General features: G+C 65.6%; 24 protein-coding genes and 1 tRNA gene. 13 read left to right on the top strand and 12 right to left on the bottom strand.

Annotation, left to right across the window (positions count from 1 at the left end):
* The first annotated feature begins 196 nt into the window (after positions 1–196).
* From C8J40_RS04695 to C8J40_RS04710, 4 genes are all read left to right on the top strand, one after another.
* On the top strand, positions 197–766 hold the full coding sequence (locus tag C8J40_RS04695) for a Uma2 family endonuclease (RefSeq protein ID WP_132896015.1): 570 nt from the start codon (positions 197–199) through the stop codon (positions 764–766).
* 172 nt (positions 767–938) lie between these two features.
* Positions 939–1,886 carry a sigma factor-like helix-turn-helix DNA-binding protein gene (locus tag C8J40_RS04700; protein ID WP_132896016.1) on the top strand — a complete coding sequence of 316 codons (948 nt, stop codon included), beginning with the start codon at positions 939–941 and terminating at the stop codon, positions 1,884–1,886.
* Positions 1,887–1,920: 34 nt separating this feature from the next.
* Positions 1,921–2,379, top strand: coding sequence for a hypothetical protein (locus tag C8J40_RS04705; RefSeq protein WP_132896017.1), 459 nt, complete (start codon positions 1,921–1,923; stop codon positions 2,377–2,379).
* Between the two features lie 20 nt (positions 2,380–2,399).
* Positions 2,400–2,837 carry a winged helix DNA-binding protein gene (locus tag C8J40_RS04710; RefSeq protein ID WP_132896018.1) on the top strand — a complete coding sequence of 146 codons (438 nt, stop codon included), beginning with the start codon at positions 2,400–2,402 and terminating at the stop codon, positions 2,835–2,837.
* A 74-nt stretch (positions 2,838–2,911) separates the two neighbouring features.
* Here C8J40_RS04710 and C8J40_RS04715 read toward each other — a convergent pair.
* Positions 2,912–2,985: transfer RNA gene (locus tag C8J40_RS04715), tRNA-Gly, on the bottom strand.
* A 116-nt stretch (positions 2,986–3,101) separates the two neighbouring features.
* Between C8J40_RS04715 and C8J40_RS04720 the strand changes: the two genes are divergently transcribed.
* A complete protein-coding gene (locus tag C8J40_RS04720; RefSeq protein ID WP_132896019.1) occupies positions 3,102–4,376 on the top strand; it encodes a DUF1295 domain-containing protein in 1,275 nt (424 codons plus the stop codon).
* Between the two features lie 111 nt (positions 4,377–4,487).
* On the opposite strand, the gene C8J40_RS04725 is transcribed toward C8J40_RS04720, so the two are convergent.
* The 3 genes from C8J40_RS04725 to C8J40_RS20180 all read right to left on the bottom strand — a co-directional run bounded on the left by C8J40_RS04725 (position 4,488) and on the right by C8J40_RS20180 (position 7,107).
* Entirely contained in the window at positions 4,488–5,861 is a 1,374-nt protein-coding gene (locus C8J40_RS04725) for a glutamate--cysteine ligase (RefSeq protein ID WP_132896020.1), read from the bottom strand.
* 78 nt (positions 5,862–5,939) lie between these two features.
* Positions 5,940–6,710, bottom strand: coding sequence for a 16S rRNA (uracil(1498)-N(3))-methyltransferase (locus C8J40_RS04730; RefSeq protein WP_132896021.1), 771 nt, complete (start codon positions 6,708–6,710; stop codon positions 5,940–5,942).
* Between the two features lie 235 nt (positions 6,711–6,945).
* Positions 6,946–7,107 (bottom strand): hypothetical protein, encoded by a 162-nt coding sequence (locus tag C8J40_RS20180; RefSeq protein WP_165899558.1) that lies wholly within the window; start codon positions 7,105–7,107, stop codon positions 6,946–6,948.
* Positions 7,108–7,189: 82 nt separating this feature from the next.
* Here C8J40_RS20180 and ubiA point away from each other — a divergent pair, with 82 nt between their 5' ends.
* From ubiA to C8J40_RS04745, 3 genes are read left to right on the top strand one after another with little or no spacing between them, the layout of a single operon-like run.
* The gene (gene ubiA / locus C8J40_RS04735) at positions 7,190–8,131 is read left to right on the top strand and encodes a 4-hydroxybenzoate octaprenyltransferase (protein WP_132896022.1); all 942 of its coding nucleotides are present in this window, start codon (positions 7,190–7,192) and stop codon (positions 8,129–8,131) included.
* Positions 8,132–8,140: 9 nt separating this feature from the next.
* On the top strand, positions 8,141–9,487 hold the full coding sequence (locus C8J40_RS04740) for a TldD/PmbA family protein (protein WP_132896023.1): 1,347 nt from the start codon (positions 8,141–8,143) through the stop codon (positions 9,485–9,487).
* Between the two features lie 46 nt (positions 9,488–9,533).
* The gene (locus C8J40_RS04745; RefSeq protein ID WP_132896024.1) at positions 9,534–10,298 is read left to right on the top strand and encodes a 3'(2'),5'-bisphosphate nucleotidase CysQ; all 765 of its coding nucleotides are present in this window, start codon (positions 9,534–9,536) and stop codon (positions 10,296–10,298) included.
* Positions 10,299–10,385: 87 nt separating this feature from the next.
* On the opposite strand, the gene C8J40_RS04750 is transcribed toward C8J40_RS04745, so the two are convergent.
* From C8J40_RS04750 to C8J40_RS04765, 5 genes are all read right to left on the bottom strand, one after another.
* Positions 10,386–10,679: a hypothetical protein gene (locus C8J40_RS04750; RefSeq protein WP_165911365.1), complete on the bottom strand. Its 294-nt coding sequence runs from the start codon at positions 10,677–10,679 to the stop codon at positions 10,386–10,388.
* A 43-nt stretch (positions 10,680–10,722) separates the two neighbouring features.
* Positions 10,723–11,244, bottom strand: coding sequence for a hypothetical protein (locus tag C8J40_RS04755; RefSeq protein ID WP_132896026.1), 522 nt, complete (start codon positions 11,242–11,244; stop codon positions 10,723–10,725).
* A 74-nt stretch (positions 11,245–11,318) separates the two neighbouring features.
* Complete coding sequence (locus C8J40_RS20185) at positions 11,319–11,492, bottom strand: hypothetical protein (RefSeq protein WP_165911366.1); 174 nt, start codon at positions 11,490–11,492, stop codon at positions 11,319–11,321.
* A gap of 4 nt (positions 11,493–11,496) precedes the next feature.
* Positions 11,497–12,204: a hypothetical protein gene (locus C8J40_RS04760; protein WP_132896027.1), complete on the bottom strand. Its 708-nt coding sequence runs from the start codon at positions 12,202–12,204 to the stop codon at positions 11,497–11,499.
* Positions 12,205–12,209: 5 nt separating this feature from the next.
* Positions 12,210–13,421, bottom strand: a complete 1,212-nt coding sequence (locus C8J40_RS04765; RefSeq protein ID WP_056066683.1) for a toxic anion resistance protein — start codon at positions 13,419–13,421, stop codon at positions 12,210–12,212.
* A 152-nt stretch (positions 13,422–13,573) separates the two neighbouring features.
* On the opposite strand from C8J40_RS04765, the gene C8J40_RS04770 reads away from it, so the two are divergent.
* The 3 genes from C8J40_RS04770 to typA all read left to right on the top strand — a co-directional run bounded on the left by C8J40_RS04770 (position 13,574) and on the right by typA (position 17,943).
* Positions 13,574–14,587, top strand: a complete 1,014-nt coding sequence (locus tag C8J40_RS04770; RefSeq protein ID WP_132896028.1) for a zinc-binding alcohol dehydrogenase family protein — start codon at positions 13,574–13,576, stop codon at positions 14,585–14,587.
* A gap of 360 nt (positions 14,588–14,947) precedes the next feature.
* Positions 14,948–15,925: a hypothetical protein gene (locus C8J40_RS04775; RefSeq protein WP_132896029.1), complete on the top strand. Its 978-nt coding sequence runs from the start codon at positions 14,948–14,950 to the stop codon at positions 15,923–15,925.
* Positions 15,926–16,098: 173 nt separating this feature from the next.
* On the top strand, positions 16,099–17,943 hold the full coding sequence (gene typA / locus C8J40_RS04780; protein WP_056051990.1) for a translational GTPase TypA: 1,845 nt from the start codon (positions 16,099–16,101) through the stop codon (positions 17,941–17,943).
* A 422-nt stretch (positions 17,944–18,365) separates the two neighbouring features.
* On the opposite strand, the gene C8J40_RS04785 is transcribed toward typA, so the two are convergent.
* Positions 18,366–19,031 carry a L,D-transpeptidase family protein gene (locus C8J40_RS04785; RefSeq protein WP_243693206.1) on the bottom strand — a complete coding sequence of 222 codons (666 nt, stop codon included), beginning with the start codon at positions 19,029–19,031 and terminating at the stop codon, positions 18,366–18,368.
* Between the two features lie 222 nt (positions 19,032–19,253).
* Between C8J40_RS04785 and C8J40_RS04790 the strand changes: the two genes are divergently transcribed.
* Positions 19,254–19,658: a hypothetical protein gene (locus C8J40_RS04790; RefSeq protein WP_132896030.1), complete on the top strand. Its 405-nt coding sequence runs from the start codon at positions 19,254–19,256 to the stop codon at positions 19,656–19,658.
* A gap of 108 nt (positions 19,659–19,766) precedes the next feature.
* Positions 19,767–20,087: a DUF3297 family protein gene (locus C8J40_RS04795; protein ID WP_132896031.1), complete on the top strand. Its 321-nt coding sequence runs from the start codon at positions 19,767–19,769 to the stop codon at positions 20,085–20,087.
* Between the two features lie 261 nt (positions 20,088–20,348).
* Here the strand turns inward: C8J40_RS04795 and C8J40_RS04800 are convergent, their stop codons facing one another.
* Positions 20,349–22,217 carry an ABC-F family ATP-binding cassette domain-containing protein gene (locus tag C8J40_RS04800; protein WP_132896032.1) on the bottom strand — a complete coding sequence of 623 codons (1,869 nt, stop codon included), beginning with the start codon at positions 22,215–22,217 and terminating at the stop codon, positions 20,349–20,351.
* Positions 22,218–22,696: 479 nt separating this feature from the next.
* Positions 22,697–23,713 carry a cell wall hydrolase gene (locus C8J40_RS04805; RefSeq protein WP_132896033.1) on the bottom strand — a complete coding sequence of 339 codons (1,017 nt, stop codon included), beginning with the start codon at positions 23,711–23,713 and terminating at the stop codon, positions 22,697–22,699.
* Positions 23,714–23,866 lie beyond the last annotated feature (153 nt).

Genomic DNA, 23,866 nt, shown 5'->3' on the forward strand with positions numbered 1-23,866 from the left:
TCGACCGGGGCAGGGCAACCTGCCCCGGACAGAAGATCAGAACGGCCGGCGGGCTGGGCGGCGAAGCCCCCAGGCCCGTCCGACGAAAAGGGCCGGCTTTGCCGGTCCTCCGTTCCGAACACACCGACCAAAGCAAAGGGCCGGGGAGCAATCCCCGGCCCTTTGTTTGTCCCCGCGAACGGTATACCGTCAGCCCATGACCGCCCTCCGCCTCGATCCCGCCTACCGCCGAGTCGAAGTCGACGAGTTCCTCGCCATGGATTTCGGCGGCGCGAAGGCCGAGCTCGAAGATGGCCTGATCTACATGATGGCCGGCGGCAACGAAGCGCATGCCCGCATCGCCGCCAATCTCTTGATGTATATCGGCCCCAAGTTGCGCGGCACCGGCTGCCGCCCCTACGGCTCCGACTTCGCCACCCGCACCGGCGAGCGGTCCGTGCGATTTCCCGACCTCAGCATATATTGCAACAACCCGTCCGCCCCCGGCAACGACCGCAAGAAGCTTCTCGGCGACCCACAGGTCGTGTTCGAGGTACTCTCGCCATCGACCTCCTCCTACGACCAGAAGGTCAAGCTCGAGGAGTATCGCGAGCTGGAAGGCACCCACGAGATCATCCTCGTCGACCCGACCGACGAACGCATCCGCCTTGTCCGGCGCACGCCGAGCGGCGGATGGACCGACGACTGGCTGCGTGATCGTACCGATCTCCACATCCCATCGCTCGACCTGACCATCCCGCATGACGAGATCTTCGCCCGCGATTGAGGCGCTCGACGTCCCACGACTGCCGAATGCAGGCAAGAGATCGGCAAAGGCTGGCCCATCCAGCGCCGGCAGTTTCTGCCAGTTCCAACACGTTGCGCCGTCGTGCGGCTGGAACGCCATCCTGATGTAAGTGAAGGGTGCAACCGCGCCGCGTTCGCGCTACCATCACGGCATGACCGCAGGACGCATCGAGCAGTTGACCGAAGCCCAGCGCGCCTGCCTGCGATTGGTGTTGACCCACCATAACTCAAAGGAGATCGCTGCGATCTTCGGCGTGTCGCCGTCGGCGATCGACAAGCGGATCGAGCGCGCCATCCAGATTCTCGGCGTCGGCACGCGGTTCGAAGCCGCGCGGCGCCTGCAGGAGCACGAGCAGGGCGTGACCGGCGACACCGTGCTGGTTCGTGAACCAACCGAGGTGGAAGAGCCTGCGCTCACATACGAACGGCTACCATCCGAACCATTCGACGTTCCCAATCCCCCCTCCAACACCCCAGACAGAGCTCAGATCGAGCCGTGGGGGCTTGTTCGCCGCTTCTTCGGAATCTCCGGGGAAAGCGGATCGACGGGAGTGGCCCGCAATCGATTTTCGGTTGGCGACAGGATAATCAGACTTCTCGCTCTCATGGGCCTGATCGCCGTCACCTCGATGGCTCTTGTGAACATGGCGATGACGATGACCAGCCTGTTGCGATCGAACCGAGATCGCGGCGCTCCCGTACACGGCACCGCAACGACGGTGCCAACGGGGAGAACGACGATGCTGAAACAACGACGCGACGCGACCGACAAGGTCACGATCGATTTTCTGAAGGCCGAGGCGGCCGTCGATCACGCGGCGATGCTCGCGGCATCGTGCGTATCGACGTTGTTGCAGCAGCGTGTCGCCGCCAACCTGCCTGTCGGCACCGGCGTCGCGGCGTTGCAGATGGTATCGCAAGCCTCGCTCGATATCATTAACGCCCGCCAGCGCTTCGTCGAGGCGCATCGTGCGCTGGTCGACGTGCGCGCCGAAATCGGCCTCGGGCAGTTCTACGGGTATGGCGACACCGCGGAATGTCCGCCGAACGAAGGTGCGTTGCGCGCCGAGACGCCGGTTCGCCTCGCGGCAGTGGCCTGAACGGCCGGTTTCGGTCCTGCTTTGGAGGTAAGAGTTGGATCGGGTCTGGTTGTTCTACGCGATACAGGTGGCCGCGTCCGGCTATGCCCTCCTGCGGGGCGGGGCGCCGGAGCGATTGACGGGGTTGGCGCTGCTGCTCGCAGCGGTATCGACCGGCCTTGTCCAGCGGGATATTCCGGTCCTGTTCGTAGGACTGGAGGGGGGCGTGATGATCGTCGACCTCGTCCTGCTGGCGGTGATGATCGCGATCACGCTCAAGGCCGATCGGTTCTGGCCGGCCTGGGCAACCGCGCTCCACGCGTTGGGGACGGGGGCTCATCTGGCTCGAGCGATTAGCCCTGACGTCATCCGGCTCGTCTACGCTGTCCTCTCCGCGGCCTGGAGCTATCCCATCGTCCTGCTTCTCGTGATCGGGACAGTCAGGCACTCGCGCAGGATCCGGGCACGTGGCTGGGATCTCGACTGGAGTCGCCAGGACCCGACCCTCCGCTGAAGCATATTCGGAAGACGTTTATGACTTACGCAATTGCTGTGGTGCCCATCACGGCCGCCAAGCGCGTGGCCTTTCTACCGGTCGGCGTGTCCATTGCCGATCCGGCGCCCGGTGGGGTCTCTTCGCCGGCGCTGGTGGAGGTGGCCAAGCGCTTGTATACCATGAGAAAGGTTCGCGACGACCTGCTCGGCGAAACGCTGTTTTCGGAACCCGCATGGGACATCCTGCTGGATCTGTTCATTTCGGATCACGAGCGTCGCCAACTCAGCGTCTCCGCCGTCTGTATCGGTGCGCGTGCGCCTTCGGCCACCGCGCTGCGCTATTTGGCAATGTTGCAGGACGCCAATCTGGTCGAACGGACGCGCGATGAGCGCGATGGGCGCCGCTCGCACGTCCAACTGACCGTGCTCGGACGGCGACGGATGGCGAACCTATTGGGGCAGCTGGTCGCAAAATAACGACTGGAGGCTCGACCAGGGCGGTGGCTGACACGTCGTGGCAATGGTCGCGGGGCGAAGGGCGCGCCATTTTTTGGAGCGGGTAACGGGAATCGAACCCGTGTATTCAGCTTGGAAGGCTGCTGTACTACCATTGTACTATACCCGCCCGACGCCTGAGCGAGCGGTTGGACTAGCGTCGCGATGCGCTCGGCGCAAGCGTCCGTATAGGTGCTGCCGAACATGCTTCACGCCTTGATTACCATATTGCGCTAGGCCGACGGGATGGACCACGACCCAGCGATTACCGTTCCCGCCACCATCGATCCCCGGCCGAAATCGGCGGTCAGCCACGGCGCTGGGCTGTCGGGACTGGTGGGCGTACTCGTCTGGATTGCCGTCGCCCGCCATTACGGCATGGACGGGCCGTATTCGGCGCTGATCAACGTCGCAGCCTGCGGTCTACCGATGATCGCCTGGTCGCTACTGGTCGACAAGGTGCATTTGAGCCCGAGCACGGGAGTCGACTGGACGGCTGGCAAGTCGTGGCGCGAGATGCTCGACACGAGTCTCACCAAGCTGGCCGGGCTATGGGCGACCTGGGCCGCGATCGCGGTGATCTATGGCGCCGGGCGCTTCTATTGGCAGGGTAATTTCGCGTTTGCGATGTGGTGCTTCACCAATGCCGCGCCGATCCTGTTTGTGGTCTCGATCCCCTATGTGCTTTGGATCGACCGCTATCTGGTCGAGCCGCGCGACGGTGCCTGGCATCTCGGCGCCTGGATGACCGGGCAGGCGGGTGTCGACCGCGAGGCGATTTACGGCCATCTCCGCGCCTGGGGGGTGAAGACGTTCTTCCTCGCCTTCATGCTGGCGATCGTGCCGCCGGGGTTCGGCGATTTCGTTCGCGGCGACGTCTCGATCGTTCTCCGCGATCCGGTCGCGTTGGCGAGCTGGCTGGTAACGCTGATGTTCCTGATCGACGTGGCGTTCGCGACGGTCGGCTATCTGCTGACCTTCCGCCCGCTCGATTCGCACATCCGCAGCGCCAACCCGTTCGCAGCAGCATGGATGCCCGCGCTGATGTGCTACCCGCCGTTCATCCTGATGACCCCCGGCGGACCGCTCGACTATCATCCGGGCACGTCGGACTGGGCCTACTGGTTCCAGGGGCATCCAATCCTGCTCGCGCTGATCGGCGCGGTGCTGGTCGGGCTGACCGCGATCTACGCCTGGGCGACGATGGCGTTCGGCTTTCGCTTCTCCAACCTCACCAACCGCGGGATCCTGACGCATGGGCCCTACGCGGTGTCGCGGCATCCTGCGTATCTGTCGAAGAACGTCTTCTGGTGGATCTCGACGATCCCCGTGCTGACGCTAGGCAGCGTCGTCGACGCGGCGCGCGCGACACTGCTGATGGCGGCGGTCAGCGGGGTGTATTACTGGCGCGCCAAGACCGAAGAGCGGCACCTGAAGCTCGATCCGGACTATCGCGCGTATTTCGACTGGATGACGCGCAACGGCTTGGTGCCGCGGCTGTTCAAGAAACTGCGCGGCTAATTCCTCTCCCGTTTACGGGAGGGGTTAGGGGAGGGGCCGACCTATACCTCTAAGCGCAACGCCAGCGGACAAGCCCTCCCCCGACCCCTCCCGCAAGCGGGAGGGGAGGAGTTAGAAACTGGCTTCGTCGTAGACCTTCGAGACGTCACCGTTCCACACGCCGTTATAGCGCTCCAGCAGGACTTCGGCGGGCACCTTGCCGCTGCGGACGATCTCGCGCAGCGGGTCGAGGAAGCCCGTCTCGTTGTCACCTGCCCGGTTGAACCGCGCGCGTGCCGACAGGCCGGCGCCGGCGATGTCGAGCACCTGTCCCGCGATATCGCGCAGCTTGCCGCCACCCGCGATCGGCGCGTTCAGCCCGAGCTTCGGCACCGCATCGCGCAACGCCTGGCGTTCGTCGATCGTCCAGTCCTTGACCAGATCCCACGCCGCATCGAGCGCACCCTGATCGTACAGCAACCCGACCCACAGCGCCGGCAGCGCACAGATCCGGTTCCACGGCCCGCCATCGGCACCACGCATCTCGAGGAAGGTCTTCAACCGGACCTCGGGGAAAGCGGTCGACAGATGATCGGTCCAGTCGTCGAGCGTCGGCTTCTCGCCCGGCAAAATGCTCAGTTCGCCCTTCAGGAAGTCGCGGAACGACAGCCCGGCGGCATCGATATACTTGCCCTCGCGGTAGACGAAGTACATCGGCACATCGAGCGCATACTCGGCGTAACGCTCGTAGCCGAAGCCATCCTCGAACACGAACGGCAGCATGCCGGTGCGGTGCGGATCGGTGTCGGACCAGATATGGCTGCGATACGACAGCATGCCGTTGGGCTTGCCTTCGGTGAACGGCGAGTTCGCGAACAGCGCGGTAGCCAGCGGCTGAAGCGCCAGCCCGACGCGGAACTTCTTCACCATGTCCGCCTCGGATGCGTAATCCAGATTCACCTGGATCGTGCAGGTCCGCAGCATCATGTCGAGGCCCATGCTGCCGACGCGCGGCATGTGCCGCAGCATGATCGCATAGCGCCCCTTGGGCATGATCGGCAGTTCCGCGCGCGTCTTGTCCGGCCACATGCCAAGCCCGAGAAAGCCTATCCCGAGCTTCTCGCCCGCGGCCTTCACCTGCTCCAGATGACGCCCGGTTTCGGCGCAGGTCTCGTGGAGCGAATCGAGCGGCGCGCCCGACAGTTCGAACTGGCCGGCGGGCTCCAGGCTGATGCTGCCGTCCGGTCCCGACATGGCGATCGCGTTGCCGCCCTCCATGACCGGCTTCCAGCCATATTGCTCCAACTCGCCGAGCAGCGCGCGGATACCGCTCGGCTCGTCATAGGACGGCGCGTGGTGGTCGCCGTTCGCATAGACGAACTTCTCGTGCTCGGTGCCGATCCGCCACGCGTCCTTCGGCTTTTCGCCGCCCGCGAAGCTGGCGATCAACTGGTCGCGCGACTCGATCGTCGGGCTGGTCTTTTTCGGAGCGGGAATCGTCGTCATCGCCGCGCCTTACGCGCCGATGAACGAGGGTGCTAGAGGGGATTCGGACCAATCGGTAGGTATTGCGCCCCGGTCCCGTTATCTATCCTCGCCGCCCGCCTCGTTGCCGCGCCAATCGCCCGCCGCCGCCATCCACAACGCGACCGCAGCGCCCGCCGCGGTTTCCGCCCGCAGGATGCGCGGCCCCAAACCGATTCCAACCGCTTGCGGATGCGCGCGGATCGCCTCGCGCTCGTCGGAATCGAAGCCACCCTCAGGCCCGATCAGGATCGCCGCCGGGCCGGGCCGCGCCCGCATCGCCTCCAGAGCGGGCGCGCCGCCGGTCTCGTCGGCGAAGAACAGCGCGCGGTCCTCGGGCCAGTCGCGGAGCAGCGCGGGCAGCTTCACCGGCTCGGTCACCTCGGGCAGCGCAGTGCGCCCGCATTGCTCGGCCGCCTCGATCATCTGCGTGCGGAGGCGTTCGGTATTGGGCTTGTCGACGATCGTCCGCCTGGTGACGACGGGCTGCAACCGCGCGACGCCGAGCTCGCATGCCTTCTCCGCCATCCAGTCCACCCGGCCCTTCTTGAGCGGCGCGGCACAGAGCCATAGGTCGGGCACGTCCTCGCGCGGTCGCAGCAATTCGGTGACGTCGAGCACGAGGTCGCGCTTGCCGACGCTCGACGCGACGCCGAGCCATTCACCGGTGCGATCGTCGAACAGCTTCACCGGATCGCCGATCTTCATCCGCATCACGCCGGCGAGATAATGCGCGGCGGGGCCGTCGATGTGGAGCGGCCCGGGCGCGAGGAGGCGATCGACGAAAAGGCGCGGCGTGGATTGCGGCGGCCAGGCGGGAGTTGCGGGCATAACTCGCCTCTAGCAAATCCTCCCCGGCACGGGGAGGGGGACCAGCGCAGCTGGTGGAGGGGGGCTTCCGCGGAAGTAACGGCGGCGTCCGGGGCGTTAATAGAAGCGGCACTTGCGAGGCTCTCCGCTACCAGCGGAACGGTCGCGGTGATCCCCCTCCACCCTTCGCCAAGGCGAACGGTCCCCCTCCCCGTGCCGGGGAGAATTTAGGAGGGGCCTCTTCGGGAAGCGGCGTTCAGCGTTTCCGCCGCGCCCACATCTTCCGCGCAACCACCCACGCAACAACCAAAACTACGACGCCAAGGATCAACACCCCCGCAACCGCGCCGGCGACGCGGAAAATACCCCAGAACAACGCCTCGACGAAGCGGCCGACCGCGACCGAAAGGCCGATCATGCTGGAGGGTCCGAACGCGTCACGCCCCACCGGTACCCGGCAAAGGCTTGCGCGCCAAACCCCGTCTTCCTACGCCTCCGCCATGCAGACCAAGCCGAGCCACGCGGAAATCGTCCCCGACAGCGAACACCGAGGACTGGTCGGCCGCCTCCCGCCCACGCTCCGCGGCTTGGCCCTACTGGCCCGCTTCGACCGCCCGATCGGCTGGTGGCTGCTGTTCTGGCCCGGCGCGTGGGGCGTCGCGCTCGCCGGTGGCGCAGTCGAGCGCTGGGACCTGATCCTATGGCTCCTCCTCGGCAGCATCGCGATGCGCGGCGCCGGCTGCGTCTTCAACGACATCATCGACCGCGATCTCGACGCGCAGGTCGCGCGTACCCGCGCCCGCCCGATCCCCAGCGGGCTCGTTTCGATCAAGCTCGCCTGGGTCTGGCTCGTCGCGCTGTGCCTGATCGGCTTTGCGGTCCTCCTGCAACTCACCTTCTTCGCCGCGATCGTCGCGCTCGCCAGCCTCGCGCCGGTCGCCGCCTACCCCTTCATGAAGCGCATCACCTGGTGGCCGCAGGCGTGGCTCGGCATCGTATTCTCCTGGGCTTTGCTGGTCGGCTGGAGTGACATCGCCGGCGCACTCGATACGCCGATGTGGCTGCTCTACGCCGGCTCGATCGCTTGGGTGATCGGCTACGACACGATCTACGCGCTGCAGGACCGCGAGGACGACGCGATGATCGGCATCCGCTCGTCCGCGCTTCGCATGGGCAGCCACGTAAAGGCGGGCGTCGGCGTCTTCTACATCGCCGCCGTCGCTCTATGGGCCGCAGCCTTCTGGCAAGTCCGCCCCGACCCGCTCGCGATCGTCGCGCTCGTCCCCGTCGCGCTCCACCTCGCGTGGCAGGTCGTCACGCTCAAACCCGACACGCACGAGGGCGCCGGCACCGCAGCACTCGCCCGCTTTCGCGCGAACCGGTTCGCCGGACTGCTGATGTTCCTCGCCTGCGTGGTTGTCGGCACGAGCCTGCATCCTTAAGTCGCTGATATGCTGACCCCAGACCAAGCCCGCGACCGCGCCCACGACATCGTCCAGCGCGCGAGGGCGGCAGGCGCCGACGCCGCCGACGCGGTCTTCGCCGCCGACGCCGCGCTCGACGTGTCGATCCGCCTCGGCAAGCTGGAGGATATCGGCCGCTCCGAAAGCGAGGACCTCGGCCTGCGCGTGTTCGTCGGTCAGCGTTCCGCCAGCGTTTCCACCTCCGACCTGTCGACCGCCGCGATGGATGCGCTCGTCGAACGCGCGGTCGCGATGGCGCGCGAGGCGCCCGAGGATCCCTGGGCCGGTCTCGCCCCTGCCAATCGCCTGCTCCACGGCATCATCCCGATGCTCGGCCTCGACGACGGCGGCGAAGCCAGCCCCGAGCAACTCCGCGACGCCGCACTCGAAGCCGAAGACGCCGCCCGCGCCGTCCCCGGCGTCTCGAACAGCGAAGGCGGCGGCGCTAGCGCTTCGCGCAGCGTCTGGGCGCTCGCCACCAGCCACGGCTTCGCTGGCGCCTATGCCGCGACCGGCTACGGGGTATCGGCCAGCGTCTTGGCAGGCGAGGGCGGCGGCATGCAACGCGATTACGCGCACAGCAGCGCCCGTCTCCGCGCACATCTCGAATCGCCCGAAGCGATCGGCCGCCGCGCCGGCGAACAGGCGGTCGCACGCCTCAACCCCGGTCGCCTCGTCAGCGGGCCCACCACGATCGTCTACGACCGTCGCGTCGGCGGATCGCTGGTCGGCCACATGCTCGGCGCGATCTCCGGTCAGGCGATCACCCGGAAGACCAGCTTCCTGCTCGATTCGCTCGGCAGCCAGGTGTTCGCGCACGGCATCACCATCCGCGACGATCCGCACCGCCCGCACGGCCTGCGATCGCGACCGTTCGACGGCGAGGGACTTCCCGTCTCGCCGAGCGACATCATCGAGGACGGCATGCTCGAACGTTGGCTGCTCGACTCCGCCTCGGCACGCCAGCTCGGCCTCGAGCCGACCGGCCATGCCGCGCGCGGTGTCGGCGGCGGGCCCGGCGTATCGACGAGCAACGTCTTCATGGAGCCGGGCCACATCCCCCTCGAAACGCTGATCGCCGACATCGAGTCGGGCGTCTACATCACCGAACTGATGGGCGGCGGCGCGAACGGCGTGACCGGCGATTACAGCCGTGGCGCGGCGGGTTTCCGGATCGAGAACGGCCAGATCACCACGCCGGTCGCCGAGTTCACGATCGCGGGCAACGTCAAGGATATGTTCCTCGCGATGACGCCCGCCAACGACCTCGAATTCCGCTACGGCGTCAACGTGCCGACGTTGCGCGTGGAGGGCATGACGGTGGCGAGTGGCTGATCCGCACCGCCGCGGGCCGGAACGGTCGCCGGAATGGCTGCGCGCGATGGCCGACGCCGTCGCGAAGATTGCCATGGAGGCCGGCGCGATGGCGCACGACCGCTTCGACACCGATTTCCAGCGCTGGGAAAAGACCCCCGGCAGCCCGGTCTGCGAGCTCGACATCGCGATCGACCGGATGCTCAAGGCGCGGTTGTCGACCCTGCTCCCCGAGGCCGGCTGGCTGTCCGAGGAAACCGCCGACAACGCCGACCGCCTCGCGCACGACCTGCTCTGGGTGGTCGACCCGATCGACGGTACGCGCGATTATATCCGCGCCAGACCCGGCTGGTGCGTCTCGGTCGCGCTGGTCGACCGTGGCAAGCCGGTGATCGGCATCCTCGAAGCGCCGTCCCGCGACGAACGCTGGCATGCGGTCACAGGGCAGGGCGCCACCCGCAACGGCATCCCGCTGAAGGCTGGCGACCGAACCGACTTCCCCGGTAGCCGAACCCCGGTGGACGCCCTCCCCAAAGCCGACCGAGACCTCGTCATGGTCCACAAACCCAACTCGATCGCGCTCCGCATCGCGATGGTCGCCGCCGACGAAGCCGACCTCGTCGCGACGCTGCGCTGGGGCAACGAGTGGGACATCGCCGCCGCAGTGCTGGTTGCAAGCGAAGCGGGGGCAGTGGTGAGCGACGCGCTCGGCGCGCCGTTGGTGTTCAACAAGCCACGGCCGCAGGCGTTTGGTGTGTTGACGTCGGTGCCGGGTATACACGCTTCAGCGGTTGAGCGACTGGCCGAGCGAGCACGTGCTATACTTGCTTGAGGTTCGATCTGGATATCAAACATTCTTCCCTCCCTGGACGAGGCAATAGGAGCTGAATGATTCCAATATCGATTAATGTGCCGATATCTACTGACGCTCGATCATTTCCTGTAAAAAATCGAGCGAGGTATCGCGAGGTGAAATACCTGGAGTAGAATGAATCCAGTCCTCAACTGAATTGCGATCATTTTTAAATACTAAATGAGCGTTCTGCTTGTAAGCCTCGACGATTCGAGGTTTTTCATTGCGATAAAATATCTCATCCTTGGCGTAAATTTGTATGACCTCATTGAGCGCATCTGCTTCCCCGATTGTGACACTGGTCGTGACGAGTGCGGGATCGGACCGATAGCTAGTTGGGCGACAAAATAATACGCTCATCCAAGGCGTGATAGGTACCAGAATTTTGGGAGACGTCAGATGCTCACCCGGCGGGTAAATATTGTGAAAACCCGTTGCCAAACACGAACTCATGTTCGGGTGAAAAAAGCACCAGTACTTTGCCTCGGCCGCTAATTGATCGGACTACGCTGCGCTGCATACGTTGCATATTTGCACCAATTAGAACATTGCGTTCTCGCTCGGGGAGCGGACCGCGCAGACTCTCTGCAAGCGCAACAACACGTTCACGGTGCATGGGGCTACGCACAGCCAGGGACACTATGCAGTCAATTAGCATTTTTAAGCGGGCATTATCGACCGTCTCTGCTTGAATTTTGGTTTTGCGCTCGACCTCGAACGGTGGTCCTGGTCGCTCAAGGCTGTCGAGCCACTGGATCAGACTTGGGAAACTATCGTCAGCTAGTTGAAATTCGCCTTCAAAGTTGTGGTCCCAAGGAGTGGTTTCGCCGGAAGCCCCGAGCTTTATTGAATGGCCGTGACCGATGAGACCAAACCCTTCCGGTTTTCCGCGAAAAGTATCGCCAGATGGGCGTAGTCTAGTCACACCTCCGTCAGCGCCTGCCCAATAGCGAGACAGTCATTCCGGCCACCAATGATGACGCTTTGTTTCAGGATTTTTCAACCTCGAACCACCTGCTTGCCCTTTGTTCGACTGGTTAGGTGAAACTGCAGGCACCGGTTGCAGCGATAGGCCCTGAGCGGCACGCGGCCGGTCTGCGCCACCACCAGCGCGTCGACCTCCGACACGAAGCGCGCCTTGCGGCGGCAGACGCTGAGGCGGGTGCGCTTCACTCTCTCAGTCCTTGTACTTCATCTCCAGGAAGCGGCCGCGGGTGGAGAGGTTGTCGAGGTCGCTCTGTGCCAGGCGCGCGGTCATCTCGCCGATTTCCTGTTCGATCAGCTTCAGCCCGTCGACCAGTTCGGCGTCGGGCGAGCGACCGTTGCGCGGGGTGGTGCGCAACGACGTTGGCACCTTCTCGTAATCCTTGACGAAGGCGGGGAGTTGTTCGCCGATCAGCTTGCGCACGTCGACCGCTTCCTGCGTGTTCGCGTCGAGCGTGGCGAGCTGCGGGGTCAGCGTTTCGAGACGCAGGCCGATCCGGTCGACCAGCGTCATCGCGGGTGCGGGGAGGGCGGGGCGCTGCGCCTCCAGCCAGCGTTCGGTCTGGGCCGGCAGCGCGCGGATATCGACCGCCGCGAGCCGCTCGGGCGTCGGCGCGCGTTCCGCCGGCCAGACCGCGAACAGCACCGTCGCGGCGACCAGCAGCGCCATCACCAGCATCGCGCCGCCGATCCCGAGCGGCACGATCCAGCCGCTCACCATCGCGGCGATCAGGATCGCGACGTCGGCGACCGCGATCCGGGTCAGCCGCTTGCCGATCGCCTGCGTCTGCCTCGCCCGCCCCCGCGTCGGCACGCGCCCGATCACCGTGCCGGTGCGGTCGTCGGAAATGCGCGACCAGGAGGCGCGGGCGCTGGCGATGGCGTCGTCGACTTCGCTCACGAGGGTTACATCGCCTCCAGCTTGAACGGGCTGGCGGAAGGTCCGCCCAACTGCCCCTGCGTCGCGCCTTCAGCGCGCGCGATATAGCCGCGCGACTTGTCGACTTCGTTCGACAGCGCGCCGACGGTGACCTTCATCGAATCGAGCGCCTTCAGCTTGAACACGTCGATCGCATCCATCGTGTCGTAGATATTCTGGAACGCGCGTTGCAGCGTCTCCAGCGGGATCGTCGCCGACGCGGCCTGTTCATGGATCTGCGCGGTCTGCGATTTCAGCAGCTTGCCGGTCGAATCGATGATGTTCGCGGTCGTGGTGTTGAGCGCGGTGATCTGCTCCAGCACGAGCTTCTGGTTGGTCAGCGCCTGCGCCACCGTCACCGCGGTCCGCAGTGCGGAGACGGTCGTGGTCGACGCGCGATCGACGCCCTTCACCAGCTCGACGTTGTTCTTCTTGACCAGATCGAGCGCGAGATAGCCCTGCACGGTCACCGCCATCTGAGTCAGCAGGTCCTGCGTCCGCTGGCGCGTGTAGAACAACGCCGTCTCGCGGATCGCCTTCGCCTTGGCGGGATCGCTGTGGTCGAGGTCGTTGGCGACGTCCTCCAGCTTGGCGTCCATCGTCTTCGACAGATGGATCATCTGCTCGAGCCGGCCCATCGCCGCCCACAAATTGGCACGCTCGGTATCGATCGCGGCATTGTCCATCAGCAGCTCGTCCTTGCCCGAGCCGAGGCTCTTCAGGATCTGCGCGATGTGCGTCTGCGAGGACTTATAGCCGTCGAAATAATTGCGCATCTTGCCACCGAACGGGATGATCCCGAACAGCTTCTGCGGCGCGGTGAGATTACCCTTCTTGCCGGGATCGAGATCCTCGACGACGCGGCGCAGCTCGGCGAGGTCCTTGCCGACGCCGGTCTCCTGATCCATCGCCTTGACCGGGCGATCGAGGAAGCGGTTCGACTGGCCGGCGGCGTCGCGAATTTCCTTCGCGCCCATCGCGGTGATCGCATCGACCCGCTTGCCGAACTCGGGCGAGTTGACGTCCTGCGCGACGAGATCGGTCACGAAGCCCGACACGCGCTCCTCCAGCTGCGACTTCACGCCGGCATCGACGGGCACGAGGCCGGACGCCTTCGCAGCCGCGACCGTGGGCACCGGATCGGGCGGGGTCAGCACCAGGCCCGGCTCTTCCGTCAGCGTGTTCGGGGTCGTCGCCATGCTTGTCTCTCCGTTCGGTGGGGCATCGTGGCTGCAACCCGCCCCGCGTTCAAGTGGCGTATATAGATAATACACTCAGGCTTGCCAACCGCTCTCCTTGAAACCGGGCGGCCGCGTGGACAGCTTGGTCGCGACATCACAGGAGTTCCAGCATGCGCGCCATCGGCTATACCAAGTCGCTCCCGATCGACGATCCGCAGTCGCTCGTCGAATTCGACCTCCCCAAGCCCGAAGCGGCGGGGCGCGACCTGCTGGTCGAGGTGAAGGCGGTGTCGGTCAATCCGGTCGACACCAAGATCCGCCAGCGTCGTGAAGATCCGGACGGCAAGCCGCAGGTGCTGGGTTGGGACGCATCGGGCGTCGTCGTCGCGGTCGGCCCGGACGTGACCGGGTTCAAGATCGGCGACGAGGTTTTCTACGCAGGCGCGATCGACCGACCGGGTACCAATTCGGAGTATCACATCGTCGACGAGCGCATCGTTGGGCACAAGCCGACATCGCTCGACTGGGCGCAGGCGGCGGCGCTGCCGCTGACCTCGGTCACCGCGTGGGAGACGCTGTTCGACCGGCTCGACGTGCGCAAGCCCGTCCCCGGCGCGGCGAACGCGATCCTGATCATCGGCGGGGCAGGCGGGGTCGGCTCGATCACGATCCAGCTCGCGCGGCAGCTCACCGACCTGACCGTGATCGCCACCGCGTCGCGCGACGAGACGCGCGGCTGGGTCGAGGAGCTCGGCGCGCATCACGTGATCGACCACCGCAAGCCGCTCGCCGCGCAGGTCGAGGCGCTCGGGCTCGGCGCGCCGGGGTTCGTGTTCTCGACGACGCATACCGACGAGCATATCGCCGAGATCGGCGAACTGCTGGCGCCGCAGGGCCGGCTGGCGCTGATCGACGATCCGAAGACGCTCGACATCGTGCCGCTCAAGCAGAAGTCGATCTCGGTGCACTGGGAGCTGATGTACACGCGCTCGCTGTTCCAGACGGCGGACATGGGCGAGCAGGGCAAGTTGCTCGACGAGGTCGCGCGGCTGGTCGATGCGGGGACGATCCGGACGACGCTGGCGGAGAATTTCGGGACGATCGACGCGGCGAATTTGCGGCGGGCGCACGAGCGGATCGAGAGCCATACGGCGAAGGGGAAGATCGTGCTGGAAGGGTTCTGAACCATTCCACTCGGCGATGATCGCCACCTACGTTCAAGCCCCCACCCCGGCGAAGGCCGGGGCCCAGTTGGGGGACGTTGCTAACGGATCGCGGCACGTCGTTATTGCCACCTTTCCAACTGGGCCCCGGCCTTCGCCGGGGTGGATAGTGGAGGATGGGACGCTTCAGGTCGCCGCCACCTCACGATCCTCCCCCGCAAGGGGGAGGTGGCAGGCGTCAGCCTGACGGAGGGGGAGGTAGGCGACCACGCCGGATTCGTGTCCTCCCCCTCCGTCCCCTTCGGCGACACCTCCCCCTGGCGGGGGAGGATTGCAATATCCGCTCTGGCGCCCCGGCAAACACACGATACGCTGCGCACCATGCTCCGCCCGCTGATCCTCGCGCTCGCCCTCCTCCCAGCGACAGCCACGAACCGCCCCCCACCAGCCGATCCACTCACCGCGACCATCCACACCGAAGACGCCGACCGCTTCGCCGCGCTCTTCGCCAAGACCAAAGGTAAGCCCACCGCCGCGCAACTCAAGCGCGAGTATCTCGACAAGGGCAGTTTCGGGATCGGCGTCTTCACCCCCGGCCGGATTGTCGACGCGGACACGCTAGCGCACGCCATCGCCGCCAACCCCACCCGCTACGCGCAGGCGATCAAGACCTGCCTCCCCGCCGCCAAGGCCGCGACCGCCGATCTCCGCGCGATCTATCTCGGCCTTCACGGCGCACTCCCCGACGTGAAGCTCCCGCAGGTCTATATAGTCTTCGGCGCGAACACGTCCGGCGGCACCGCCAAGCCCGGCGCGCAGGTACTCGGGCTCGAAGTACTGTGCCGCATGTCGCCGACGCCCGAGAAACTGCGCCAGACGCTCCGCCATTTCTTCGCACACGAGACGGTGCATTCCTTCCAGCAGGACGCCGGCATGACGCTCGCCCGCGACCCGCTGCTCACCGCGATCCTGGTCGAGGGCGCCGCCGACTTCATCGCTGGGCTCGTCACCGGCGAGGAGCCCGACGCCGCCCGCGCCGCCTGGGCCACGCCGCGCGAGGCCGAACTCTGGCGCCAGATGCAGGCCGACGTCGCGCTCACCCACAAGCTCACCGACAAGGACGATCCCGAGGAGGGCTCGCCCGAGGCCAAGGCGTACGCGCGCTGGATCGGCAACTACTCCACGCCGCCCGCCGGCTGGCCGCCCGAACTCGGCTATTGGATGGGGCTGCGGATCTGGCAGCGTTACTACGCGGCCGCGCCTGACAAGCACGCCGCGCTGAGGGCAATGCTGGCGGTCCGCGATCCCCGTGCTATTCTCGCCGCCGGAACATACAAGCGCCGTGCTCCGTCATCCTGACGAAAGTCAGGATCCAGAGTAACAAGATGCTGTCCTTCATGGCTCTGGATCCTGACTTTCGTCAGGATGACGGCAACGCTCGTGAGTCCCCAAATACCGCCCGGTCTTCCCGCGGCGCAACAATTACGCTATGGCGCGCGCCAACCCCGTTCCTCGATCAAGAGAATACATTCATGAGCCTCCGCAACGTGGCGATCATTGCGCACGTCGATCACGGCAAGACGACGCTGGTCGACCAGCTCTTCCGCCAGTCCGGCACCTTCCGCGACAACCAGCGCGTCGAAGAGCGCGCAATGGATTCGAACGACCTCGAAAAAGAGCGTGGCATCACCATTCTCGCCAAGCCGACCTCGGTCGACTGGACCCCTCCCGGCGAGTCCGAGAGCATCCGCATCAACATCGTCGACACGCCCGGCCACGCCGATTTCGGCGGCGAAGTCGAGCGCATCCTGTCGATGGTCGACGGCGTCGTCCTGCTGGTCGATTCGTCGGAAGGCGCGATGCCGCAGACCAAGTTCGTCACCGGCAAGGCGCTGGCGCTCGGCCTGAAGCCGATCGTCGTCGTCAACAAGGTCGATCGCAACGACGCGCGCATCCAGGAAGTGCTCGACGAAGTGTTCGACCTGTTCGTGTCGCTCGACGCGAACGACGACCAGCTCGACTTCCCCGTGCTCTACGCATCGGGTCGCAACGGCTATGCCTCGACCGACATGGACGCGCGCGAAGGCACGCTGATTCCGATGTTCGAGACGATCGTGAAGCATGTGCCCCCGCCCGCCGTGGAAGTCGCCGGCGTGCCGTTCACCTTCCTCGTCACGCTGCTCGACCGCGATCCGTTCCTCGGCCGCGTCCTCACCGGTCGCGTCAATTCGGGTACCGTGAAGACCAACCAGGCGATCCACGCGCTCGATAACGACGGCAAGATCATCGAGACCGGTCGTGCGTCCAAGATCATGTCGTTCCGTGGTCTCGAGCGCGTTCCCGTTGACGAAGCCAAGGCTGGCGACATCATCTCGCTGGCAGGTCTCTCGGTCGCCACGGTTGCCGACACGATCGCCGACATCACGGTGACCGAGCCGCTGCACGCGCAGCCGATCGATCCCCCCACGCTGTCGATGCGTTTTGCCGTCAACGATTCGCCGATGGCGGGCCGCGAGGGCAGCAAGGTGACGAGCCGCATGATCCGCGAGCGCCTGTTCCGCGAAGCCGAGTCGAACGTCGCCGTGAAGGTGACCGAGGCGGCTGACAAGGACAGCTTCGAAGTCGCCGGCCGCGGCGAGCTTCAGCTGGGCGTGCTGATCGAGACGATGCGCCGCGAAGGCTTCGAGCTGGGCATTTCGCGTCCGCGCGTGCTGTTCGGCGAGGACGAGAACGGCAAGAAGACCGAGCCGTACGAGACCGTCATCATCGACGTCGACGAGGAGCATTCGGGCACCGTCGTCGAGAAGATGAACACGCGTAAGGCCGAGCTGACCGACATGCGTCCGTCGACCGGCGGCAAGACCCGCATCACCTTCTCGGCACCGAGCCGTGGGATGATCGGCTATCATGGCGAATTCCTGTCCGACACGCGCGGCACGGGGATCATGAACCGGCTGTTCGAGAAGTACGGGCCGCACAAGGGCGCGATCGAGGGCCGCAAGAACGGCGTGCTGATCTCGAACGGTTCGGGCGAGGCGAACAACTACGCACTGGGCCCGCTCGAAGAGCGCGGCATCCTGTTCGTGGGCCACGGCGAGGCGCTCTATGAGGGCATGATCGTCGGCGAGAACGCCAAGCCGGACGACCTCGAGGTCAACCCGATGAAGACCAAGGCGCTGACCAACTTCCGCGCCTCGGGTGGCAAGGACGACCAGGTCCGCCTGTCCCCGCCGAAGCGCGCGACGCTGGAGCAGGCGATCGCGTACATCGACGACGACGAGATGGTCGAAGTCACACCGAAGTCGATCCGCCTGCGCAAGCGCTTCCTGGACGCCAACGAGCGCAAGCGGGCTAGCCGGGCTAAGCAGAGCGCGTAAGCCTGGCACGGCGAAGCCGGCCAAGCTTACAAGCTCGGCCGGCCTCGCTCAGGCGAGGTCCGACGACGCGGCTTTGCCGTGTCGCGCTGGACCAGAAATGCAGAAGGGTCGGGGGGAAACCTCCGGCCCTTTTTGTTTGTGCGAGAAAGCCGAAAGGCAGCATTCACGCTGGCGGCAACGCGAGCGGGCAGGACCAAACCGACGCACCTCCCCGGCGAAGGCCGGGGCCCAGGTGGAAAGGTCACAGTAACTCGGCGCTGCCCTTCTTCAGCGAGGTCCCCCAACTGGACCCCGGCCTCCGCCGGGGAGGTTCCTGCTGCTAGGACTTTAGGCTGTTCCCAAATCCCCTCCCAAAGGGAGAGGAAGAGACGAAGGCGGCGAAGGTGAGGGCACGGTGCGCTACCGTCCGAAACCGCCCACCCTCAGGCAGCAGTAATCCGCCCGCCCCGCGCCAACATCTCGCCACTCGTAACGATCACCCGATCGCCAAGCTTAACCTGCTCGAAGATCAGCTTCGCAAACGCAGTCGGCACCCCCACGCACCCGTGCGTGGCATATTTCCCATCCATCAGCTTACTGCCGTGGATCGAGACGCCGTCGTTGGTCAGCCGCAGCATGTACGGCATCGGCGCCCCGTAAAGGTTCGACACATGATGCGCGTCCTTCTGCGTGATCTTGAACACGCCTAGCGGTGTCGGTTTCTCGTCAGCACCATAAATCACCGCAGCCGTCCCGATCTCGTATCCCGCGCGAAAAATCGACAAGGTTTGCGCGACGAGGTCGACGGTAATCACGATAGGTCCCTCGGGCACGCCCTCAGTATCCCAGTAATAGGCGCCGTGACGGAGCGGCTCAGGCACGTCCAGTACGCGCTTGACGACATACCCCTCGGCAGAGTCCGGCGCTGCGCTCGCCAGCGGCGGCGCTGGTACGGGCTTCGACGCTACGGCCACGGGTTTGGCGACCGGCGTCGGTTCTGTTGCGCGCACGCGAACGGGCGATCCGGATAACGCTAGCCCGCCGATCAGCACGGCACTGCCACCCAAAACGGCAAAGGCTATCGCTTGCATCGGCATGATCGTACGCATTCCGCCACCCTATCGCATATTCGTAAACGAAGCCCAGCGTCGCGGCACAACGCCGAGTCCCCTCGCGGGACCGACTGCAGCAGAAGCGGGCAGCTATACCGTGGGTTAACAAGCCGTTCCGAACCAGTTCAGGCCGAATCGCCTAAATCCTGAAACACGGTCGGACACTTATGCGTTTGTCCCAAGCGGACCGGGCGTAACTAGTAACGGAGTTCGGAAGAGATGAACGGATTTTTCAAGAAAGCAGGCCTCGGCGTAACACTCGCCGCAACGGCTCTGACGGCAGCAGCACCAGCCGACGCGCAGCGTTGGGGACGCGGCGGCTATGGGCGCGGCTACGGCGGCGGCTGGCACGGTCATCGTGGCGGCGGCAATGCGGCCGGCGCAGCGGTGCTTGGCGGCATCCTCGGCCTCGGCGTCGGCGCAGCGATCGCCAGCAGCAACAACCGCAATCGGTACTATGACCGCGGCTACTACAACGGCGGCTATTACGCACAGCCACCGGTGGCCTATTACAGCCCGCCGGTCCGTACCTACTACCGCGAGGATTACCGCCCGCGGTGCTGGAACGAGTGGCGCGTCGACCCCTATTACGGCGACCGGGTCTCGGTGCAGGTCTGCAGCTGACTTGATCGAATGATTGCATGGAGGCGTCGGGAGCAATCCCGGCGCCTCTTTTGCGTCCGGTGCCTTTTTTCTGGCGCGCGCCCGGTGCTTGCCGCTAGACGCGCGACCATGACCGATACGCCCCACACCCCCGAGACCGAAGCCGCCGCCACCCCGGCCGCAACCGGCGACACGCCCCCCGATCGCCTGTCGATCAACCAGCGCAGCCCGTTCTTCCAGCAGGACCTGCTCGAACGCGGCATCGGCATCCGCTTCAAGGACAAGGTGCGCCACGACGTCGAGGAATATTGCATCTCGGAAGGCTGGATCCGAGTCGCGCTCGGCAAGAAGGTCGACCGCAACGGCAACGCGCTGACGCTGAAGCTGGTCGGCCCGGTCGAGGCCTGGTTTGAACGTCCAGCGGCGGGCGCGGACACCGACGAGGGCTAAGCCTGAAGAGCTCGGAGCCTATTCTCTGAGCGGAAAGAAGAATGTTTCCCCGCGAAGGCGGGGACCCAGACTGGGCTCCCGCCTTCGCGGGAGAACATGGAAGCGCGGACCATTGCTGCAAGACAGCCGCAACCCAAAGTCCGTCACCCCAGCGAAAGCTGGGGTATCCCGCTTGGCGGATGCTGTAACCCGAACCGGGAGATCCCGGCTTTCGCTGGGAAGACCGCGAGGGGCGAGGGACGTTACGCGGGGCGGGGGGCCTTAAGCCTCCACGCCCTCCAGCGCCTCACTAGCCTCCAGCCACTTCGCCTCGCTAGCCTCAAGCTTCGCATGCACCTCGGCGCGACGCTTGCTTAGATCCCCCATCGACATCCGCGAGAACCGCGGCTCCGCGTTCGCCGGATCCACCATCGCGCGATCCAGAGCATTCCGCTCCTTGGTGAACTTCGCGGTCTGCTCCTCGATCTCGCGCAAGGCCTTCCGCAGAGCCGCGTCGTTGCTCTTCGCCTCGGCCGCAGCCTTCTTGCCCGCCTTCTTGTCGGCCTTCGACGCGGCATCGCCCTTGCCGCCATCGCCCTTCAGGACGAACGCGATATAGTCGTCGAGGCTGCCGTCGAACTCCTTCGCGGTCCCGTCGTCGACCAGCACCAGGCGATCCGCGGTCAGCTCGAGCATGTGCCGATCATGGCTGACCAGCACCACGGCGCCGGTATACGCGTTGAGTGCCTGCACCAGCGCCTCACGCGCATCGACGTCCAGATGGTTGGTAGGCTCATCGAGGATCAGCAGATGCGGCGCATCGCGCGTGATCAGCGCCAGCGCCAGACGCGCCCGCTCGCCACCCGACAGCTTGCCGACGCGGGTCGTCGCCTTGTCGCCCGAGAAGCCGAACCGCCCCAACTGAGCCCGCACGGCCGCCGGCGTTGCGCCCTTCATCAGATGCGACATATGCTCGATCGGCGAATCGGTCGGATCGAGTTCCTCGACCTGATACTGGGTGAAGTATCCCACCTTCATCTTGCCCGACGACGACATCTCGCCGTCCATCGGCGTCAGCTGCGCCGCCAGCAGCCGCGCGAGCGTGGTCTTGCCGTTGCCGTTGCGCCCGAGCAGCGCGACCCGGTCGTCGGGATCGAGCCGCATGTTGAGCCGCTTCAGGATCGGCACGTCGGCATAGCCCACGGTAGCCATGTCGAGCGTGATCAAAGGCGGGCGCAGCTCGGTCGGGCTGGGAAAGCCGAACGACAGCGTCGGATCGTTGTAGCTCTCGGCGATCGGCTGCATCTTCGACAGCATCTTCTGTCGCGACTGCGCCTGCTTCGCGGTCGAGGCGCGCGCGGAGTTCTTCGCGATATATTCCTGCAGCTTCTCGCGCTGCACCGCCTGGTTGGCGCGCGCCGCCTCGATCTGCGCGAGCCGCTCCGCACGCTGGCGCTCGAACGCGTCGTAGCCGCCCGGATACAGCGTGATCTTGCCGCCCTGCAGATGCAGGATGTGATCGACCACGTTGTTGAGGAAATCGCGCTCGTGGCTGACCACCACGATCGTCGCCTTGTAGCCCTTGAGGAAGTCCTCCAGCCACATCACCGCTTCCAGATCGAGATGGTTCGAAGGCTCGTCGAGCAGCAGCAGGTCCGGCTGCGAGAACAGCAGAGCGGCGAGTGCCACGCGCATCTTCCAGCCACCCGAAAAGCTGTCGAGCGTGCGCGCCTGCATGTCCTCGTCGAACCCGAGCCCGAGCAGGATCTGCGCGGCGCGGGCGGGCGCGGTATAGGCGTCGATCGCGATCAGCCGCTCGTACACGTCCCCGAGCCGGTCGGGATCCTCACTCGTCTCGCTCTCGATCATCAGCGCGGCGCGCTCCAGATCGGCTTCGAGCACGGTCTCGAACGGGGTCTTCACGCCGTGCGGCGCTTCCTGCGCGAGGTAGCCGATGCGGGCGCCCTTCGGCATGTCGGCCGAACCGTCGTCCGGCTCGAGCTGTCCTGCGATCACGCGCACCATCGTCGACTTGCCCGCGCCGTTGCGCCCGATCAGCCCGACGCGCGAGCCCGGCGGCAACGCGGCGGTGGCGCCATCGAGGATAACGCGTCCGCCCAGGCGCACCGTGATATTGTTCAGGTTCAGCATGCGCGTGCCGTTAGCAGATGCAGCATGGTTTTGCGAGGGGAGGGGGAAGGGGGGAGTTTGCCGCCCGGTCCCTAGTCGATGCGCTCTCGATCCTCCTCCGCCAGGGGCAGGTGGCGCCGAAGGCGACGGAGGGGGAGGACCACGCAACAGACGTTTCGCATGCCTCCCCCTCCGTCTGGCAAGCGCCAGCCACCTCCCCCTTGCGGGGGAGGATCAGATTGCCGATCCGTCCTCGATATAGGCCACCACCCCGGCGAAGGCCGGGGCCCAGTTGGAAAGGTGGTCGTAACGAAGCGCGGTTCGCAGTCAATATCGTCCCCCAACTGGGCCCCGGCCTTCGCCGGGGTGGTGCAGGTATTGGAACAGGGAGTCTCTAAAACTCCCTCCCCTTCAGGGGAGGGCTGGGGTGGGGCTCGTCCGCGAACGTGTCGCTTGGGGCAGTGCCCCACCCCAATTCTCCCCTGAAGGGGAGGGAGCTATCAGGTTTCGTCCGACACTACCGCGTCGGCCGCGTTGCCGCTGCCGATCATCGCAGCCGCCCGCCCACCAACGTGAACCCGCACCCCAGAAACCAACCGCGTCTGCACAATCGCCGCACCCGCAATCGTCGAACTAGAACGCAACACCCCCCGGTGCACCGTCACCCCATGCGGCGCATCGGCCGGCTCCGCACCCGAGTCCGCAACGTCGTCCCGATTGCCATAATGCACCGAAACGCCAGCAACCTGCGCCGCCACCGCCGCCACGCCACCACCGCTCGCCAAACCAACACCCCGAACTCCAGGCTCCACCCCAGCATAAGTCTGCCGAAACGTCAGCGCCCGTTCCAACGCCCCCTGCCAACGATAGAACACATGCGCCCCAACCGTCGTGATCCGGGCAAGGCTCGACGCCCACCACGGCAAAATGCTCGTCGTATGAAACGATGTAGCCGCCCCGACCGGCGCATATACGCTCCCCCCAAGCGCCGCCGTCGCAACCTCCCGCGCGCGATCCCAAGCCCCCGGCTCGCGCGCCCGGTTCATCGAGCCGTCGCAGGTAAAGCTGAACTGGCACCCGGTCCGCCGCTCGGCCCCCTGGTACACGACCCCGCAAACACTGTTCGGAAAGGCCCGATCGCGCACACGGTTCAACACCACCTGCGCCACGGCCCGCTGCCCATCCTCCGACTGCGACCGTGCTTCGTAATACACTGCCGCCGTTAGGCAGTCGGCGGCTCGGCTAGCATCATCAACGGAGTTCGAAGTCAGAAACGGCGGAGCAACGAACGGCGCCGCAGCCGCAAACGGCGCATCTGGTGCGGCCATCGCGATCTTCGCCGAAATGTCGTCGGGCACATGCAACGCCATCCGGCTCAGCAAGGCGCGCGAGTTCCGCTCCGGCTGGACCCGGGCGATCGCCGCCGGCCGATCCGCCGGCACGCACGACGTCGCCATCACCAACGCGGGCAGGCTGATCAGCGCATGCGGATAAAGGCCGTAACCCGACGTCTTCATCCCCCCGCTCTAGGCCGCGGGGTTTAGGGACTGGTTAATGGGGTGCGGGAACGAGGGAAGCGCTCGCTAACGGAGCGCACCCCGTCATCCTGACGAAAGTCGGGACCTCGATCGGCAAGGACGGATGTGGAAGAGCACGCCCCCGAAAGCTCG

The sequence above is a fragment of the Sphingomonas sp. PP-CC-3A-396 genome, from assembly GCF_004343105.1.
Taxonomy (GTDB): Bacteria; Pseudomonadota; Alphaproteobacteria; order Sphingomonadales; family Sphingomonadaceae; genus Sphingomonas.